Annotated in this window: 14 protein-coding genes; 9 read left to right on the top strand and 5 right to left on the bottom strand. The window is 38.4% G+C overall.

Annotated elements, in window-relative coordinates; all coding sequences use genetic code 11:
* Window positions 1-85: 85 nt before the first annotated feature.
* On the bottom strand, window positions 86-718 hold the full coding sequence (locus AAKU52_RS05400; RefSeq protein ID WP_354331050.1) for a nitroreductase family protein: 633 nt from the start codon (window positions 716-718) through the stop codon (window positions 86-88).
* A gap of 166 nt (window positions 719-884) precedes the next feature.
* On the opposite strand from AAKU52_RS05400, the gene AAKU52_RS05395 reads away from it, so the two are divergent.
* Both AAKU52_RS05395 and AAKU52_RS05390 read left to right on the top strand, forming a co-directional pair.
* Window positions 885-2,099: an OmpP1/FadL family transporter gene (locus AAKU52_RS05395; RefSeq protein WP_354331048.1), complete on the top strand. Its 1,215-nt coding sequence runs from the start codon at window positions 885-887 to the stop codon at window positions 2,097-2,099.
* A 20-nt stretch (window positions 2,100-2,119) separates the two neighbouring features.
* Window positions 2,120-3,448, top strand: coding sequence for an SGNH/GDSL hydrolase family protein (locus AAKU52_RS05390; RefSeq protein ID WP_354331046.1), 1,329 nt, complete (start codon window positions 2,120-2,122; stop codon window positions 3,446-3,448).
* A gap of 66 nt (window positions 3,449-3,514) precedes the next feature.
* Here the strand turns inward: AAKU52_RS05390 and AAKU52_RS05385 are convergent, their stop codons facing one another.
* Both AAKU52_RS05385 and msrA read right to left on the bottom strand, forming a co-directional pair.
* On the bottom strand, window positions 3,515-4,939 hold the full coding sequence (locus AAKU52_RS05385) for an MATE family efflux transporter (RefSeq protein WP_354331044.1): 1,425 nt from the start codon (window positions 4,937-4,939) through the stop codon (window positions 3,515-3,517).
* Between the two features lie 107 nt (window positions 4,940-5,046).
* Window positions 5,047-5,649: a peptide-methionine (S)-S-oxide reductase MsrA gene (gene msrA, locus AAKU52_RS05380; protein ID WP_354331042.1), complete on the bottom strand. Its 603-nt coding sequence runs from the start codon at window positions 5,647-5,649 to the stop codon at window positions 5,047-5,049.
* A 238-nt stretch (window positions 5,650-5,887) separates the two neighbouring features.
* Between msrA and AAKU52_RS05375 the strand changes: the two genes are divergently transcribed.
* Window positions 5,888-6,850: an isopenicillin N synthase family dioxygenase gene (locus tag AAKU52_RS05375; RefSeq protein ID WP_354331040.1), complete on the top strand. Its 963-nt coding sequence runs from the start codon at window positions 5,888-5,890 to the stop codon at window positions 6,848-6,850.
* Window positions 6,851-7,192: 342 nt separating this feature from the next.
* Here AAKU52_RS05375 and AAKU52_RS05370 read toward each other — a convergent pair whose 3' ends face one another.
* Together AAKU52_RS05370 and AAKU52_RS05365 are read right to left on the bottom strand one after the other, a co-directional pair.
* Entirely contained in the window at window positions 7,193-9,028 is a 1,836-nt protein-coding gene (locus AAKU52_RS05370; RefSeq protein ID WP_354331038.1) for a serine hydrolase domain-containing protein, read from the bottom strand.
* On the bottom strand, window positions 9,000-10,634 hold the full coding sequence (locus tag AAKU52_RS05365; protein ID WP_354331036.1) for an amidohydrolase: 1,635 nt from the start codon (window positions 10,632-10,634) through the stop codon (window positions 9,000-9,002). Before AAKU52_RS05365 ends, AAKU52_RS05370 begins: the two co-directional genes overlap by 29 nt.
* Window positions 10,635-10,800: 166 nt before the next feature.
* Between AAKU52_RS05365 and mutL the strand changes: the two genes are divergently transcribed.
* Genes mutL through AAKU52_RS05335 form a run of 6 tightly spaced genes read left to right on the top strand, consistent with a single transcriptional unit; the run spans window position 10,801 to window position 17,738 of the window.
* A complete protein-coding gene (gene mutL / locus AAKU52_RS05360; protein WP_354331034.1) occupies window positions 10,801-12,648 on the top strand; it encodes a DNA mismatch repair endonuclease MutL in 1,848 nt (615 codons plus the stop codon).
* A 3-nt stretch (window positions 12,649-12,651) separates the two neighbouring features.
* Window positions 12,652-13,386: a rhomboid family intramembrane serine protease gene (locus AAKU52_RS05355; protein ID WP_354331032.1), complete on the top strand. Its 735-nt coding sequence runs from the start codon at window positions 12,652-12,654 to the stop codon at window positions 13,384-13,386.
* On the top strand, window positions 13,379-14,251 hold the full coding sequence (locus tag AAKU52_RS05350) for a rhomboid family intramembrane serine protease (protein WP_354331030.1): 873 nt from the start codon (window positions 13,379-13,381) through the stop codon (window positions 14,249-14,251). Before AAKU52_RS05355 ends, AAKU52_RS05350 begins: the two co-directional genes overlap by 8 nt.
* Entirely contained in the window at window positions 14,251-15,372 is a 1,122-nt protein-coding gene (locus AAKU52_RS05345) for an endonuclease/exonuclease/phosphatase family protein (RefSeq protein WP_354331028.1), read from the top strand. Before AAKU52_RS05350 ends, AAKU52_RS05345 begins: the two co-directional genes overlap by 1 nt.
* A gap of 14 nt (window positions 15,373-15,386) precedes the next feature.
* The gene (gene cysS / locus AAKU52_RS05340; protein ID WP_354331026.1) at window positions 15,387-16,847 is read left to right on the top strand and encodes a cysteine--tRNA ligase; all 1,461 of its coding nucleotides are present in this window, start codon (window positions 15,387-15,389) and stop codon (window positions 16,845-16,847) included.
* Between the two features lie 30 nt (window positions 16,848-16,877).
* The gene (locus AAKU52_RS05335; RefSeq protein ID WP_354331024.1) at window positions 16,878-17,738 is read left to right on the top strand and encodes a YybH family protein; all 861 of its coding nucleotides are present in this window, start codon (window positions 16,878-16,880) and stop codon (window positions 17,736-17,738) included.
* The last annotated feature ends 74 nt before the right edge of the window (window positions 17,739-17,812 follow it).

Here is a 17,812-nt window from a genome sequence, read left to right as displayed (position 1 = left end):
TTTTTTTCTAATAAAAATGTTGTTATAAAAAAAGAGCCTGATCATGATTTAAGATGCAGGCTCTCTAGTATAAATTTGATGGTAATTATTTCAGTTCAATAACAAATTCTGTTAAAGGAGTGCGCACTTTTTTCAAGTTCAATAACCAATCTCCATTTTCTTCACGATAGCCTAAAGGCATTAATGTGGTGCTTCGCAGATGAAGTGATTTTAAATTCAATAATTCATCTAGTTTACTGGCATCAAAACCTTCCATTGGCGTGGCATCAACTTTTAGTAAAGCAGCCTCTGCCAGGGCAACGCCAAAACCAATATAAGCTTGTTTGGCCGCATGGTTAAAGTTTTCTTCAGCAGTTTTGTTTGTGTAGTTTGCAATAAGGGTGTTTTCATAATCAGCAGTTGTGGCTGCTGGTAAATTCCGCTCTGCATTGGCGTGTGCAAATACCGCCCTGATATTTTCTTCAGTATAATTGTCCCATGCAGCAAAAACCAGTAAATGAGAGCAATCTATAATCTGTTGCTGTCCCCATGCAATGGCAGCAATTTTTTCTTTTAATTCTTGATTAGTAACTACGATTACTTTAAAGGGTTGTAACCCTGAAGATGTTGGAGCCAGATGTGCAGCGGCAACAATTTGATCAACTTTTTCTTGTGGCACCGCAATGCCATTCATTTTCTTTGTTGCATAACGCCAGTTTAAGGCTTCTATCAAACTCATATAGATTTATTTTATTTGGCTGTAAATGTAGTTTTGTAAATTAAGGATAAGAAATCTTCAAAGTCTTTTGACTATTAAATGAAAATTCGTTTCTTTGCTATGCATGCATAATTATATTGCTGGATTTTGTAGCTTAGCAGTGCATTTTAATATTTAACCAAATACTATGAAAAAGATTTTAATCAGTTTTTTATTGGTAATTCCTGTTTGGGGTTTCGCCCAATCTTACCAAGTAAACCTTCAGGGACAAAAACAAATTGGAATGGCTGGCGCTGGTACCGGTGTAGCCATGGATGAAGCAGCGGTATTTTTTAATCCAGGTGCGGTTACTTTCTTGAAACAGAATGGCATACAAGGTGGTGTTAGTCCGATTTTTTTAAAGTCAGCATTTAATGAAGCTGGCACCGATCGTGTGGAGCGCAATAAGAATAAAGTGCCAACACCTTTACAACTTTATGCCGTTTTTGGTTCTCCAGAAAACCGTTTAAGATTTGGTTTAGGCGTTTATACCCCTTTTGGAGGTGCAATGCACTGGGATGAAAACTGGAGTGGAAAGTACACCGTTACTTCTTTAGACTTGCAAGCGATTTATATCCAGCCTACTTTAAGTTTAAAAATAACGGACAATATTGGTATTGGTGCAGGATTGGTTTATTCGATGGGTAAGGTTGATTTGAAGCGTGCAGTGCCTATTACACTGAACAATGGCCAATCTGCTACTGCACAGTTAAAGGGTGATGCACATGATTTTGGCTGGAATGCTGGTCTTTACGTTAAAACAGTTTCTGGCGTGTCTATTGGTATTACGCATCGCTCTCAGGTTACGGCATCAGTTAAAGATGGAGATGCTATATTTGATGTTCCCGGTGCCTTGGCTTCAGGATTTCCAACTAAATTCAATGCGAATCTCCCATTGCCAGCAACAAGCTCTATAGGTTTTGGATTTTATCCCTCACAGAAAACTACTATTGCGCTGGATGTTAATTGGGTTCATTGGAATAAATATAAAGAACTTGCTTTTGAATATGATAACAATCAAAGGGTGGAAAATACAAAGTCACCACGTAATTATCATGATGCTGCGACCTTTCGTCTAGGTGTCGAAAACCAAACTACAGCTAAAATAGCTTTACGTGCTGGTATAGGTTATGCCTTAACACCAGTGAGCAAAGGTTATGTAACACCCGAAGTTCCTGATGCCAACCGTTTGTTGTTGAGTGCAGGTGTTGGTTACAAACCTACGGAAAGACTTGGTGTAGATTTTTCATTTTTGTATGAAAATGTGGTGGCAAGAACTGAAGCCAACATTGAAACTGGCTTGAACGGTACATTTAAAACAGTTGCCTACATTCCTGGGGTTGCTATATCTTATAAATTCTAATTTATCAATTGAGAGACATTATGAAATCAACCTATTTTTTTAAAAGCATTCTGGCCGTTGCCTTTCTGGCACTTGCCTCTTGTAAAGCATCAATAGATACTATTGTTCCTAATAAAGGGAACGCAGATTTTTCACGCTATATCGCTATCGGTAATTCACTGACTTCAGGTTATGCGGATGGAGGTTTATACCTTGATGGACAGAAAAATTCATTTCCTGAAATGCTGGCTGCGCAAATGAAAAGTGTAGGCGGCGGTAGTTTCGCTACTCCTTTCTTTACCGACGCGCAGGCAAACGGCTCTGGTTATGTGAAACTAACCGGTTTTAACCCCAATGGTACGCCTATTATTGCAACAGAAACGAGTAATTTAGCTATTCGTGGTCAGGTGGCAATGCCTGGGTTTGGTAACGTAACCTTATACACTAAATATGCAGGCGAAATTAATAATTATGGTGTGCCTGGAATAAAACTGATGCAAGTTAATTATGCTCCCTATGGTAACTTAAATGGTTATTTTGAACGCCTCCTTCCAGGTAATGCGGGTAGCAATAACACAACCTATCTTGATTTTGTAACCGCAAAACCCTATACTTTTTTTAGCATGTGGTTAGGTAACAATGATATATTAGGTTATGCCAGTTCTGGCGGTGCAGGAGATGTGCCAACACCAAAAGCTGATTTTACTGCCTTGTACAATGCAACAGTTAATAAATTGGTAGCTAAAGGGGCTAAAGGTGTGGTGGCTACCATTCCAGATGTAACTAAAACTCCTTATTTTAATACTGTTACTTTGACTTCGTTGCTTGCTGCCGTTCGTGCAACTGCGGCGGGTGCTGCAGTAACAACATTGTACATAAAAACTGGTGCTAATGTTACCAGAGCTGCTACTACTGCAGATTTATTTACCCTAACGTTAAGTTCTGCCAATGTTATTGGTGTGCCTAATGCTGGAATTCCTTATGGCTTACATCCTTTAAACCCAATTGAAACTAAATGGGTATTAGATAAAGATGAAGTGTTGCTGGTAAATGACTATGTAAATGCTTACAATACGACCATTAAATCTGTAGCGGCTGCCAAAGGTTTGGCATTGATGGATGCTTTTGAAATGCTAAAAGAATATAGTGCCACTGATGCTAATGGCAAAACTATTGGAAAAGCAGTGAACGGGGCTATGGTAAGTTCTTCTTTTATTACTGGTAATCTTTTCTCTTTAGACGGGGTTCACTTAACTCCAATGGGTTATGCAATTACCGCCAATGCATTCATTAAAGCTATAAACACTACTTATAAATCAAGTATTCCAACGGTTGATGTTACCAAATACAGAGGCGTTAAATTCCCTTAACGATTTTGTTTAATAATATAACTTTAAAAAGGCGCCCTAAAGACGATGGTATTTAGGGCGCCTTTTTTATACGATTGTTTTCTTCCATTTACCTCGCCTAAACAAAATAAAAGCGGCAAGTGCAATTCCAACTTCTGCAATTGGTATAGCAATAAATACTCCTTTTGGACCCATTTCTAAATACTTCGCCAAAAAATACGCTAAGGGTATTTGAAATATCCAGAATGCGAAGATGTTAATTTTTGTTGGTGTCCAGGTATCGCCAGCGCCATTAAATGCACTTATTAAAACCATTCCTATGCCGTAAATGATAAAACCGGCACTTAAAATTTGTAAAGCTTGTGTTGCAACTGCAATTACTTGTCGATCATTTGTAAATATTGCGGCAAAGAGATGGCCGCAAGTTAAAAATAGCAAACTTACGAAACCTAAAAATACGACGATATATTTCATGGTTTGATAAACAGACTTTTCAGCTCTATCTAAATGACCGGCACCCAAGTTTTGTCCTACCAATGTTGCTGCTGCATTACTTAAGCCCCAGGCGGGCAACAGGAAGAACATCATTAACCTCAATGCAGTTTGATACCCCGCAGAACTTTTATCGCCACCTGTTGTTGCAACTAATTGTGCCAAAAATATCCAACTGCAGCTTGCAATTATGAATTGAAAAATACCTGGTGCTGCAATTTTTATAATCGCTTTAATTTGTCGCCAGTCAGGAATGAAATAGCTTAAACTAATTTTTAAAGCATTTTTACCATTGAATAAATGATAAACCTGATAGATGACGCCAATACTACGACCAATGCTTGTGGCTATTGCCGCACCAGTTAAACCGAAAGCTGGTATAGCGCCAAAACCATTAATGAGTATCGGACAAAGAATAATGTTTGCGATATTTGCTATCCACAAACTTCTCATAGCGATGGCGGCATTGCCAGCGCCTCTGAAAATTCCATTAATTAAGAACAGCAATACGATGATTATGCTCCCGCCCATCATAATTTGAATGAAAGGTGTGCCATGTTCGGCTGTTTCTGCCGATGCACCCATGAGCAAGAGGATTTCTCTTGCGTAATACACACCTGCTACACTGATAATTATATTGATGATTACGGCTATAATAATAGTTTGCATGGCTGCCTTTGCTGCTGCCTCTGGATTTCTTTCTCCAATTCTACGGGCTACAACTGCAGTGGCAGCCATACTTAATCCAATCGCTAAAGAATAGATGATGGCTAAAACGGATTCTGTTAGGCCAACAGTTTGTATGGCATGACTGCTGTTTTCTAAATGACCCACGAAATATAAATCTACTAGGGCAAATACGGATTCCATTGCCATTTCCAGCATCATCGGAATGGCTAGTAAAATAATTGCCCGGTTAATTCCAATCGAAGTTAAGTCAACATCTTCGCCTTTTAATGCTTGTTTTAAAAGGTTGTAAAAAGAGGATAGCCTGCTCTTTTTATTTATGGAAAGTGACATATCTTTTAAATTACTTTTTCTATAGAAAAACAGCAAGCACTTATTTCGTAAGTGCTTGCTGTTTTGTTAACATATAAAGCGCCATCATGGGCTGATGACGATGGTGTTTACTGTTTTTTAAGTTTTTCTTTAAATACTTTTTCCAGCTTATCAAGTTTTGGCAAAATTACCAAACGGCAATAGGGTTGGTCTTTATTATTGTTAAAATAATCTTGGTGGTATTTTTCTGCTACATAGAAAGTCTCTGCTTTATTGATTGCTGTAACCACTGGTTTTCCAAAAGCATTGGTTTTATTTAACTCATTTTTGTACTGAGTTGCAATTGCCTTTTGTGACTCATTGTGGTAGAAAATTACCGAACGGTATTGTGTGCCTACATCTGCACCCTGACGGTTTAGGGTGGTAGGATCATGTGTTTTCCAGAAAACATTCAATAGCTCGTCGTATGTAATTTTATTCGGGTCGAAAGTGACTTCAATTACTTCTGCATGCCCGGTGGTGCCAGTGCAAACTTCTGCATACGTAGGGTTTGGTATTGCACCGCCCTCATAACCAGACCTATTGCTAACAACTCCATCTAAACGTTGAAATACAGCTTCTGAACACCAAAAGCAGCCGTTTCCAAAAGTTGCCTTCTCTAATTTTTTCTGCTGCGCATCAGTATTGGTAACGGATAAAAGGATTAAAACCATAATTGATAAATATTTCATATTCATTTAATTTATTAAAGTTACGTATCATGAACCATCTTAGTTTTTTTAATCCTGTAATCTATTTTTTAATTACAATTTACTGATATTATTTCTTTTAAGAAAGCTACTATTTGCTGAACTTGTTAATAACTTAAAGTGTTTATTATTAGTCAGTTGTTGTTGGTTTACTCGTTTATCTGTTATTTATTAACAATTGTTTCCTAATTTTGAGTTAGTCACAAAAAAACAAATTAACATGTCAACACCATATATACCTTGTTTAGACCTGGGTTCCTACATCAACGGAACTGAAGAGGAGCGTAAGCAATTTTCTGATGAACTGGGCAGGGCTTTCAATGACTCTGGTTTTGTAACCATTACCAATCATGGCCTTAGTCAGGAGCTCATAGATAAGCTCTATGAAAATATTAAAGCTGTTTTCGCCCTGCCAAAAGAGGTGAAACTGAAATATGAAAAAGCCGAGTTGGCCGGGCAAAGAGGTTATACTAGTCCGGGTAAAGAAACTGCTAAAGGTGCTAAAACGGCTGATTTAAAAGAATTTTGGCAGATTGGTCAGGAGGTTTCAGATGGTGATGCGATAAAAAATGAGTATCCTGAAAATGAATATTTAGAAGAGATACCTGAATTCAATACCGTAACCCGTGAAATTTACAAAAAATTGGAAGATAATGGCAAGCATTTATTGTCTGCTATTTCCACATACCTGGGTTTACCTGTCAGTTATTTTGACGGGCATGTGCATAATGGGAATTCTATCTTAAGAGGGATACATTATTTTCCTATTGAATCGCCAGAAACTATTCCAGCTGATGCGGTACGTGCTGGTGCACATGAAGATATCAACCTGATTACTTTGTTAATTGGTGCGAGTGCTGATGGCTTGGAAGTGTTGACAAGAAGTAAAGAGTGGCTGCCTATTAAGGCCCATCACTCAGATATAGTGGTTAATGTTGGAGATATGCTGCAGCGTTTAACGAATAACAAACTTCGTTCTACCACTCATCGGGTAGTGAACCCTCCACGAGAATTGATGAAGACATCTCGTTTTTCTGTTCCTTTCTTTTTGCATCCAAGAGCAGATATGGATTTAACAAGTTTAGCTACCTGTGTGGATGCAGAACATCCGAAGGTGTATGAGGATATAACCGCGGGGGAGTATTTGGATGAAAGGTTGCGCGAAATCGGATTGAAAAAGTAAAAATACTATTCTACTAAATGGCTGAAATTTTTTGCCTGAAAAGGCAAAACTTTCTATGCCATTTAGTAGAATAAGTATTTTTATCCGGAGAGCAGGTAGAGCGCCTGATTTGATTTAAAAGTATTTTTATGCGAAGAGCCGGTAAATCACCTGATTTGATTTAAAAGTATTTTTATGTGAAGATCCGGTAAAGCGCTTGATTTTTAATATATAAAGAACTGCAAGGTTACTATTCATCACCTCCCAATTCTGCAATTTTTCGGAAAAAATTCAATGTCTATGAAAAGGCATAGAAAGGTTTTGCCTTTTCCGGCAAAAGATTTCAGCCTTTGAATAGATCATTTAATTTTTACTCTTGTCGATGGCTAAATTAATTACATCTTGTATCCTTCCCCTAATCTTCAGTTTTCCTAACATTTCTGAAACTCCTGGGTTCACCCTGTTCGATAAAAATACATAGACCAATCCTCTAGAAGGATCCACCCAAACAGCGGTTCCGGTATAGCCAGTATGACCAAAGGTTTGCGATGAAGCCAGGTCTGATGGGTATTTTTTTGATGTGTCTGAATCCCAGCGGTCAAAGCCAAGGCCTCTTCTACTGAGGTTGGATTGTTTAGCGGTAAACATGTTTACGGTTTCAGGTTTAAAGTATTGCAGGCCACCATAGGTTCCTTTGTTCAACAGCATTTGGTAGAAGATAGCCATATCATTTGCGCTCGAGAATAAACCTGCATGGCCGGAAACGCCACCAACAAGAGCGGCGCCCTGGTCATGTACATAGCCAACCAATAATGTTTTCCTGAAATAAGTATCATTTTCCGTAGGGATAATTTGCGCCCTTGAAAACCGGTTTCGTGGTAAAAAACCTGCCGTTTGCATACCCAGAGGAGCATAAAAGTTCTTTGCAGCATAGTCGTTTAAAGGCATTACGGTTATGCGCTCTACAATATCCTTCATTACATACATACTTATGTCACTATAAACATATTTCCCACGTGTTTTAATAGGTGAACCTAGCATTTTAGGCCACATAACGTCCTTGAAATAACCTTTCCTACCGTAATAACCATCGGCAACTTTAGTTGGAAATAGTGATGAAGAATCAGTACTAAAGTCTTCAGGTTTTATGAAATTTTGAAAAGGGATGTATGGAATAAAGCCAGCCTGGTGTAACATAACTTCACGTAAATGAATATCTTTCATTGGTGAAAGCCTTGCCTTTGGAATATAGGCTCCAATATTTGTGTCAAGATTTAATTTTTGTTCTTCAAATAAACGCATCACCGATGGGGTTGTTGCGCTAACTTTAGTAACCGAAGCCAAGTCAAAAATGTCTGTTGTTTTTTCTGGTAAAGCGTCATTGTCGTAAGTATGGTTGCCATAAGCCTTATTAAAAATTACCTTACCATCTTTAGCCACCAAAACGACCATACCAGGTGCTGCTCTAGCCAAAATAGCTTCTGCCGCAATTTTGTCTATTTCTTTTAAGTCATCGCTATTAACCCCAGCATCTTCAGGCACGGTGTATTTTAGACGGGTAACAGCAGTTGTAAATCCTGAGCCAATAGTGAATTTTGGAGAATAACCCTTCTTTAAAGTATGGGAAGCGGCTATGCCACCAAAAATTATTTGTGGCACAATTAACGCCGCTTCAATATTATTGTCAGAAGACCAAATAATGGGTGCTGTGATGTCATCAAAGGATGACAACCTGTTGCCTTTTCCGTAAAATGAAACAATGATCCGCTTGTATCTGGCTAATGAATGGATGAAATCTAGGTACCGTTCATTGGAGGTGTCGTGATCTGAAATAGAGATGATAACTGTATTAAAATATTTGAGGTCATCTTCCAGGTCGATTAGGCTTTTGGCATTAGGATAGTTAGCTGCAGAAAAAGAAGTTATTTTCGCGTATTTGTTTAATAGGGTATCTACCGTTAACTGATTTAAATAGCCAAGGCTTACGGACGCAATTTGGTTACTATCTAAGTTAAGAATTGGGACCAGTTTTTTCTGGTTATTCAATAATACGGTATTGTTTATAGCCGTATTTATATCGGCAAGCCTGTTAACGTTTTTTCTATGATCCTGTGCACAAGCGCTAAATGCAAAAAGTGAAATAAAGCTGATTGTAAGAATCCTAGACAAGTTATTTTTTCTCATATACTTTTTCTCCATTAATATAGGTTTTTAATATTTGTGTGTTTAAAATTGAAGAGGCTGAAACTGTCATCATATCCTGATCAAGGATAATGAAGTCTGCAAATTTACCTTTTTCTAGACTTCCTTTTTCTTTTTCTTCAAAGTTCGCTTTTGCAGCCCAGATGGTCATCCCTTTTAAAGCTTGTTCTTTACTTAAGGCATTATCCATTTGATAGCCAGCTACAGGATAATTTTTTGCATCTTTTCTAACTGTCGCGGCATAAAAAGTAAAGATAGGGTTAATGTCTTCAACAGGGAAGTCTGTTCCCAGTGGCAGCCAGCCATTTTGTTGCAGCAATTGCTGGTTGGCATAAGCCCCTTTTGCACGGTCTTTACCGAGACGATCACCTGCCCAATACATATCTGAAGTAGCATGAGTTGGCTGAACCGAAGGTATGATATTAGCTTTTCCAAAGAGATCAAAATCTTCGGGTGCCACTACTTGTGCATGTTCTATGCGCCAGCGTTTGTCGTTTTTACCACCTAAAACTTTGTTATAAATTTTAAGTATGCTGCGGTTAGCAGAATCACCAATGGCATGTGTACACATTTGGAAATCATGTTTTGCTATTTGTATTGCTACGGCTTCAAAATGCTGTGGACTGCTCAAAAGAAAGCCACTTTTATTGGGCATGTCGTGGTAAGGCCGTAATAAGCATGCGCCCCTTGATCCTAAAGCGCCATCTGCAAAAACTTTAAAAGAACGGACATTTAGACGTTCAGTTTTAACCGCACCCCGTTTGAAGAGGTAGTCGTAATTAGCTTCTTTATCTGCCAGCATTAAATATAGCCTCATCTTTAAGGCTTTTGAATCCTGAAGCTTTTCAATTAGGCCTACAAGGTCTGCATCAACACCACAATCATCTATGGTAGTCAAGCCTACAGCAAAACATTTCTCTTGTGCGTCCAGTAATATTTTTTCGGTTTGTGCAGTAGTGGCTGCAGGGATTTTTCTATTTACTAAATCAACTGCGTTATCAATCAATAACCCAGTAGGTTTGCCATTCTTAGCAACAATTTCACCACCGGTTAGCGTATAACTATCTTTAATTCCAGCAGCTGTTAATGCTTGTTGATTCGCAATGGCGGCATGACCATCGATGCGCGTTAGGATTACCGGACGGTTTGGGAATAGTTTATCGAGTTCAGATTTATCAGGGAATTCCTTTTTACTCCAGTCATTTTGATCCCAACCTCTACCAATCAGCCATCCATTTGGATGCGTTTTTGCAAACTCCCTCAGCCTTTGGCAAACTTCCTCCCAACTGTTTGTTCCATTTAAATCGGCTGTTTGTAAACTTTCACCATAGCCATAAAAATGGGCATGTGCATCAATAAAACCAGGATAAACTGCTTTTCCCTGTGCGTCAACTTCTTGTGTGGCAGTAAATTCTTTTCTAATTTGTTGGTCAGTACCTAAGGCAATAATTTTACCCTCCTTAATGGCCATGGCCTGTACGATGTCGAATTTTTCATTAACAGTATATAACCGGGCATTATAAATAATTAAGTCTGCCTTTTTACTAAGGCAACTACTCAGTAAGAAAATACAGAAAGTAAGGCCGACTAAATATTTGTTCATATATTTTAAGTTATAAAAATGATGATATAGTTAAAGTATAAATATTACTCCTGTTAAAGGTATAAAAAATGATGTATTCACCTCTCAATTTACAGTCAAATTAAAGAAAAGCCATGTGGTTAAGGCTTATTTTAGCTAAATTAGCAACCTTTACCGAAGATAATAAATGTCAGATATTATACAACTTTTACCCGAAAGTGTTGCAAATCAAATTGCAGCAGGAGAGGTCGTTCAACGTCCTTCCTCGGCAGTAAAAGAACTATTAGAGAACGCGATAGACGCAGGAGCGAATAAGATACAATTGATATTAAAAGATGCAGGGAAAGCGCTGCTGCAAGTCATTGATAATGGCTGTGGCATGAGTGTAACCGATGCACGCATGTGTTTTGAAAGACATGCAACTTCAAAAGTCAGGAAGGCCGAAGATCTTTTTGCCATCCGTACCATGGGTTTCCGTGGCGAGGCTATGGCATCTATTGCAGCCATTGCGCAGGTAGAAATGAAAAGCCGCAGACATGAAGATGAAATTGGGACCCTGATTGAAATAGAGGGGTCAACATTCGTAAAGCAGGAACCCGTTGCCACGGCTCCGGGAACCAGTATTTCCGTTAAGAATCTGTTTTTCAATACCCCCGCCCGGAGAAATTTTTTGAGGAGCAATCCTGCCGAAATGCGCCATATCATTGATGAATTTCAAAGGATAGCAATGGCCAACCCTGGTATTGCTTTTACGCTGCACCATGATGGAATAGAAATATACCGCCTACCTTCAGCATCGCTGAAACAACGGATCATACACTTGTTTGGTAATAATTACAATGAGCGGTTAATTCCAGTGGAGGAAGAAACCTCCATCATCAACATTAAGGGTTATATTGGTAAACCTGAATTTGCGAAAAAAACCAGGGGTGAACAATTCTTTTTTGTCAACAACCGGTACATCAAGGATGCCTACCTTAACCATGCAGTAAATAAAGCCTACCAGGAATTGTTGTCTGATGAAAACTTCCCTTTATATGTTTTGTTTATTGACATTGACCCTGCAAAGATCGATGTCAATGTGCATCCTACGAAAACCGAAATTAAATATTTAGAGGAAAAATCAATATACGCTATTATCCATTCTGCGATAAAACGCTCTTTAGGCAAATTTAACATTACTCCAACAATAGATTTCGACGTGGAGACAGGATTTAGCAATATGATTACGCCTAAAGCCCCCGAAGATATTGTTCCGCCAACTATAAGTTTTAATCCAGAATTTAATCCTTTTGCAGGGGAGAAAGGTTTGGAAAGGACACCATCTTATGGAGGTGGTTTTGAATCCAGGAGTGGGAGCACTAAAAACTGGGGATCCCTTTATGAGATTGCCAATCACCACCCTGCAACGCAAGCAACAATGGCAATACCTGGAGATGATGCTGATGATAATTTCAGGCCACTGCAAAAACAATTAATGCAGGTCCATAACCGTTATATAGTCTCACAAATTAAGTCAGGATTAATGGTTATTGACCAGCAGGCTGCCCACGAAAGGATACTTTATGAACGTTTTATTGTACACCTGGAAGATCGGAAAGGAGCCTCTCAGCAAAGTTTATTTCCACAAACAGTAACCTTAAGTCCTAATGATTTTGAACTTGCTAAAAGCTTGTTGGAAGATATTAAAAGCCTCGGCTTTGAGGTACGTGAGTTTGGCCGTAACACCCTCGTGATTGAAGGTATTCCGGTTGATTTGGGTAGTAGTAATATCAATGAAACACAGCTTTTTGAACACCTCATTGAAGGCTTCAAAAACTCACAGCAAGAGTTAAAGCTGGATAAAAGAGATGCTCTTGCCCGTAGTATGGCAAGAAACAGCGCAATAAGGAGTGGCGTAAGTTTAGGACAGGAGGAGATGAATACACTTATTGAGCAATTATTTGCTTGTAAAACACCTAACTTTAGCATTAGTGGCAAGCCCGTTATACAAACCATTACTTTAACAGAACTTGATAAGAAATTTGACAGATAAACAATGAATCATATAAATATTCCACCTATAGTTAAAAACTTACTCATCATCAATGTCTTGTTTTTTGCTGCCACTTATGTGGCACAAAGCAAGGGAATTGAATTGGCGACCTATTTGGGTGCGTATTATTTTGATGCACCAAACTTCAAAATATGGCAGCCCATTACCTACATGTTCATGCATGGAGGTTTTACCCATATCTTGTTTAACATGTTTGCGTTATACATGTTTGGGGGTATCCTTGAAACCCGATGGGGCGCAAAGCGGTTTATTAATTTTTACCTGATCACCGGTTTGGGAGCCCTGGCTTTACAATGGGCTGTGCAAGCTTTTGAAGTTTATCAAATTACAGGTAGTTCGATTAACGTGGGGGCCATCCCTTTAAAATCACTGGCTGAGGGCATGTTTAACCCGTCGCAATTCAATGAAACCCAGGCAAGCATTCTTCATGGCATCTATTTTGCGCCAATGGTTGGTGCTTCAGGTGCTATTTTTGGTCTGCTGGTTGCTTTCGGTATGCTTTATCCAAACACTGAATTGTACATCATGTTCATCCCTGTTCCATTAAAAGCAAAGTATATTATTCCCGTTTATATAGTTGTGGAACTTTTCCTGGGTGTCGCTAGTTTTCAGGGAGATTCTGTTGCCCACTATGCACACCTTGGCGGCGCACTTTTAGGCTTCATTCTTGTTAAACTCTGGAAAGATAAAAATACTTATTACGATTATTATGAATAAGACACTGTTTGAGGAATTGAAATTTAAGGTATTACAGTCTGGTAGTCCAGTATTTTTATATATCGGTATCAACACTTTAATTTTTGTGTTAACCGCATTAATAACAGTTGTGGTATTCCTATCGGGTAATTCTGCAGATGGTATAAAATCCATTATTCAGGAATACGTTGCCTTCCCGGTTTCATTAGATAAACTACCTTCCCGGTTTTATACCATATTAACCTATCAGTTTTTTCATAGCGGCATTTTCCACCTGCTATTTAACATGCTGTGGCTTTATTGGATGGGAAAAATATTTCTGGATTTCCTGAAACCCCGTCAGTTTCATTTTGTCTATTTAGCAGGCGGTTTCGCCGGGGCAATATTTTTTAGTCTTGCTTTTCATATATTTCCAGTGTTTGCCAAAAGTATTGCTGAAGCCTCTGTCATTGGATCCTCAGGAGCGGTGATGGCTATTGTGGTAGCAACAGCAACGTTAGTTCCTGATTATTCCATCCGACTGATGTTCCTCGGCGATGTTAAATTAAAATACCTTGCTATTGCTTATATTGTTTTAGATATCATTGGTGTAGCTTCTGTAAATTCAGGTGGTAGTTTTGCGCATTTAGGAGGGGCTATCTTAGGCTTTAGTTATATTAAAGCTTTAGGCAAGGGTTATGACTGGAGTAATCTATTCAAAAGAAAGGCTAAGGTGACAAAACTTAAAGTTAATAAAAATGAAAATTATAAGCGTAGCTCAAATTCTAAGGCCGAAACTGTAGCCCAGACTGAAATAGATGCCATATTGGATAAGATATCGAAAACTGGATACGACAAATTGAGCAAAGAGGAGAAAGAAACTTTATTTAAGGCAAGTAAATATTAATGAAAAGAGCCCAACCTACATTTGTGGATAAAGTAGTGCGTATCATCGCTTTGTTGATGGCCATTTCCCTTCTGTTAGGCTTTATTGCTGGAAATGTGGATCCTCGCGAAAATAGGTTAATTCCTTTTTTTGGTCTTGCATACCCTTTTTTGTTGGTGTTGAATGTTTTTATGATTGTCTGGTGGTGTATCAGGAGAAGATGGCGCTTTGCCATGTTTACCTTATTGCTCATTGCACTGGGCTGGCGTGCGTTTACCGCTACTTTCAGTTTTTCTGGTGAACAAGGAATGGGACCCAAGGCTGATCCATCACTGATCAGGATGATGACTTATAATGTACACAGTTTCCGGCCATATGATGATAAGAATTTAGGTGATGTAAAATCTGAAATGCTTAAGCTCATTGAAACCGAAAACCCAGATATCATTTGTTTGCAGGAATATTATACCCGAAAAAAAGGTAGTTATAATTTAACTGATAGTTTGAAAAGAATATTAAAAACGTCAAATTACTATTTCCGACCTTCCTCCAAGAATGATTATGAGGCAACAGGCCTGGCCATATTCTCGAAATATCCCATTAAAAATAAAGGAAATATTGTTTTTGATGTAAATAAGGGAGGTAACGAAAGTATTTATGTTGATATTGAAGTAAATAAAAAACAAGTCCGAATATACAATGTGCATTTACAATCTATTTCTTTTAACAAACAAGATTATCGGTATTTAGATAAAATCACCAAGAAAATGGATCCTGAATTGTTACCTTCAAAAAGGATTTTAAGCATGCTAAATAGTGCATTTCTCAAGAGAAGTGGACAAGTGGATCTTATGAAGGCTCACATGAAGACCTGTGAGATCCCATTTTTAATAGCAGGTGATTTTAATGATACGCCAGCATCTTATGCCGTTACTCAACTTACTAACGCCATGAATAATTCATTTATCAAAATGGGAAGTGGCCTCGGGCGTACTTATAATGGTAAGTTTCCTAATTTTCAAATTGATTATATTGCAACTACAAAAGAGTTTGAAATTATTAACCAGCATATTATTGAGGCCAAGCTTTCAGATCATTTCCCTGTTAGGAGTGATTTAAAATTAAATCCAACACCGTTATAAAAAAAAATATTTAAATGAAAACCGCTTTACATTTATACAATACGCTTACCCGTAAAAAAGAAATATTTGAACCCCTTAATGCGCCAAATGTTGGAATGTATGTATGCGGACCAACTGTCTATAGTGATGTACACTTAGGTAATTGCCGCACTTTCATTTCTTTCGATTTAATATTCCGATACCTTAAATATAGCGGTTTTAAAGTGCGTTATGTCCGTAATATAACTGATGCCGGGCATTTGGAAGGTGACCGCGACGAAGGCGACGATAAATTTGCTAAAAGAGCAAAATTAGAACAGTTGGAGCCGATGGAAATTGTACAGAAGTATACTTTAGGTTTCCATGAGGTATTGCAGCAATTTAATACGCTGCCCCCTAGTATAGAGCCAACGGCAACAGGGCATATCATAGAGCAAATTGAAATGGTTAAAGAGATCATTCAAAATGGTTATGCTTATGAAGTTGATGGCACTATTTATTTCGATGTAGAGAAATACAACAAGAATTATAACTACACCATATTAACAAATCGTAACCTGGAAGATATGCTGGCCAATACCCGTGAACTAGGTGGTCAGGATGAAAAACGTAGTCGCCTGGATTTTGCTTTATGGATAAAAGCTAAACCAGAAACCCTGATGAAATGGGCATCGCCCTGGGGCGTAGGTTTTCCGGGTTGGCACATTGAATGTTCAGCGATGAGCGCTAAGTATCTTGGAAAGGAATTTGACATCCATGGCGGAGGAATGGATCTTGCGGCAACGCACCATACCAATGAAATTGCACAATCTGAAGCCTGCAGCCATGTACAGCCAGCACGTTACTGGATGCATACCAATATGTTAACCGTCAATGGAGTCCGGATGTCTAAAAGTGCCGGAAATGGTTTCTTACCACGGCAGTTGTTTTCAGGAGATCATCCCTTGTTAACAAAAGGCTATAGTCCAATGACCGTTAAGTTTTTTATGCTGCAAGCACATTATCGCAGTACATTGGATTTCTCTAACGAAGCGCTTGATGCTTCAGATAAAGGCTTTAAACGTTTAATGAATGCTATAGCTTTATTGGAAAAGCTGGTGCCCGCAGTGGAAAGCGATTTTGATATAGAAACGATCAGGTTAAATTGTGTAAAGGCCATGAACGACGATTTCAATAGTCCGGTGGTTATCGCTGAACTTTTTGAAGCCGCCCGCGTCATTAATAGCGTTTATGATGGAAAAGCGAAAATTTCTTTATCTGAATTAGTTAAGCTAAAGCAATTAATGCAGGACTTTGTATTTGATGTTTTCGGATTAATGGATGAAGACAGCAGCAATGAGGAATTGAATGCTGTATTAGATATGGTGATCGATATCCGTATGTTGGCAAAAGAAAACAAAGACTATGCAACATCAGACCGGATTAGGGTAGGGCTGCAACAAATGGGAATAAAGCTTAAAGATAGTAAAGAAGGTACTAACTGGAGTAAAATATAAACCTTAACTTAGCAAAACACTATATTTATCATGAAGATTAACAAGTTTATTTACACTTTATTTGTGGCATCACTTACTTTTGGTGCCTATGCGCAAAAGCCAGAAGGAACCACTAAATCATTGGTGAGTGCAGAGAAAGAATTTGCGGCAAGTGCCGCAAAAAGTAGTGAAAAATCAGCATTTCTGGCTCATGCCGCTCCTGATGCAATAGTATTCAGGCCAAATCCAGTAAATGTTAAGAGTTATTATGCCAGTCAGGAAGACCATAAAAACCTCAGCTGGACACCGGTTTATGCAAAGGTTTCCAGAAGCGGCGACTGGGGCTTTACCACAGGTCCATTTGTATTGAATGGCTCCGAAAAAGAATACGGGCAATACCTGTCTATATGGAAAATGGTTAATGGAAAATGGGTATTAACCTTAGATATTGGTGCCACACATAACAAGCCTTTGAATACGGTGAGCACAAATTTTAAGGAGCCAACCAGCTTTTATAAGCCAAAATTCAATACTGAAAAGCAAATTGCCGCTGGTAAAGACATCATCCTTACGACAGAAAAGACATTAAATGCTACTATAAAATCTTATGGTGCTGCAGCTTTTTCTGGATTTGTTAATGCAGATGCCTATTTAATTTTTCCTGGTCGCGAGCCCATCATTGGGAAAGATAATATACTTGCCTTTTACAATAGCATGGTGAGTAAAATGAACATAAAAACAACTAATGTGGAGAAAGCTTTAGGGGGTGATTTAGCCTATACCTATGGTGTTGCAACGATAGATTATAAAGCAGAATTGCGCGAAAGTTTTAATTATGTATTTATCTATGAACGCCAGGCAGATTATAGCTGGAATATTGCCATGCAGGTATTCACTCCAGCAGATCGTTAGAAAACTTTAAGTTAATACTACCGGAATATTTCCGTTTAAACACACAAAAGGCTTCTTAACTCAAATTAAGAAGC

Source organism: Pedobacter sp. CG_S7, from assembly GCF_040544395.1.
Classification (GTDB): Bacteria; Bacteroidota; Bacteroidia; order Sphingobacteriales; family Sphingobacteriaceae; genus Pedobacter.
Note: the sequence above shows the minus strand (reverse complement) of the source record. Positions and strands in the feature narration are given on the sequence as shown.

Bases quoted from the DNA above. Each gene is read 5' to 3' on its own strand.
- AAKU52_RS05390 (WP_354331046.1), top strand. From the start codon at position 2,120: ATGAAATCAACCTATTTTTTTAAAAGCATTCTGGCCGTTGCCTTTCTG.
- AAKU52_RS05355 (WP_354331032.1), top strand. From the start codon at position 12,652: ATGAATCATATAAATATTCCACCTATAGTTAAAAACTTACTCATCATC.
- AAKU52_RS05335 (WP_354331024.1), top strand. From the start codon at position 16,878: ATGAAGATTAACAAGTTTATTTACACTTTATTTGTGGCATCACTTACT.
- AAKU52_RS05365 (WP_354331036.1), bottom strand. From the start codon at position 10,634: ATGAACAAATATTTAGTCGGCCTTACTTTCTGTATTTTCTTACTGAGT.
- AAKU52_RS05370 (WP_354331038.1), bottom strand. From the start codon at position 9,028: ATGGAGAAAAAGTATATGAGAAAAAATAACTTGTCTAGGATTCTTACA.
- AAKU52_RS05375 (WP_354331040.1), top strand. From the start codon at position 5,888: ATGTCAACACCATATATACCTTGTTTAGACCTGGGTTCCTACATCAAC.
- AAKU52_RS05385 (WP_354331044.1), bottom strand. From the start codon at position 4,939: ATGTCACTTTCCATAAATAAAAAGAGCAGGCTATCCTCTTTTTACAAC.
- cysS (WP_354331026.1), top strand. From the start codon at position 15,387: ATGAAAACCGCTTTACATTTATACAATACGCTTACCCGTAAAAAAGAA.
- msrA (WP_354331042.1), bottom strand. From the start codon at position 5,649: ATGAAATATTTATCAATTATGGTTTTAATCCTTTTATCCGTTACCAAT.
- AAKU52_RS05345 (WP_354331028.1), top strand. From the start codon at position 14,251: ATGAAAAGAGCCCAACCTACATTTGTGGATAAAGTAGTGCGTATCATC.
- AAKU52_RS05400 (WP_354331050.1), bottom strand. From the start codon at position 718: ATGAGTTTGATAGAAGCCTTAAACTGGCGTTATGCAACAAAGAAAATG.
- mutL (WP_354331034.1), top strand. From the start codon at position 10,801: ATGTCAGATATTATACAACTTTTACCCGAAAGTGTTGCAAATCAAATT.
- AAKU52_RS05395 (WP_354331048.1), top strand. From the start codon at position 885: ATGAAAAAGATTTTAATCAGTTTTTTATTGGTAATTCCTGTTTGGGGT.
- AAKU52_RS05350 (WP_354331030.1), top strand. From the start codon at position 13,379: ATGAATAAGACACTGTTTGAGGAATTGAAATTTAAGGTATTACAGTCT.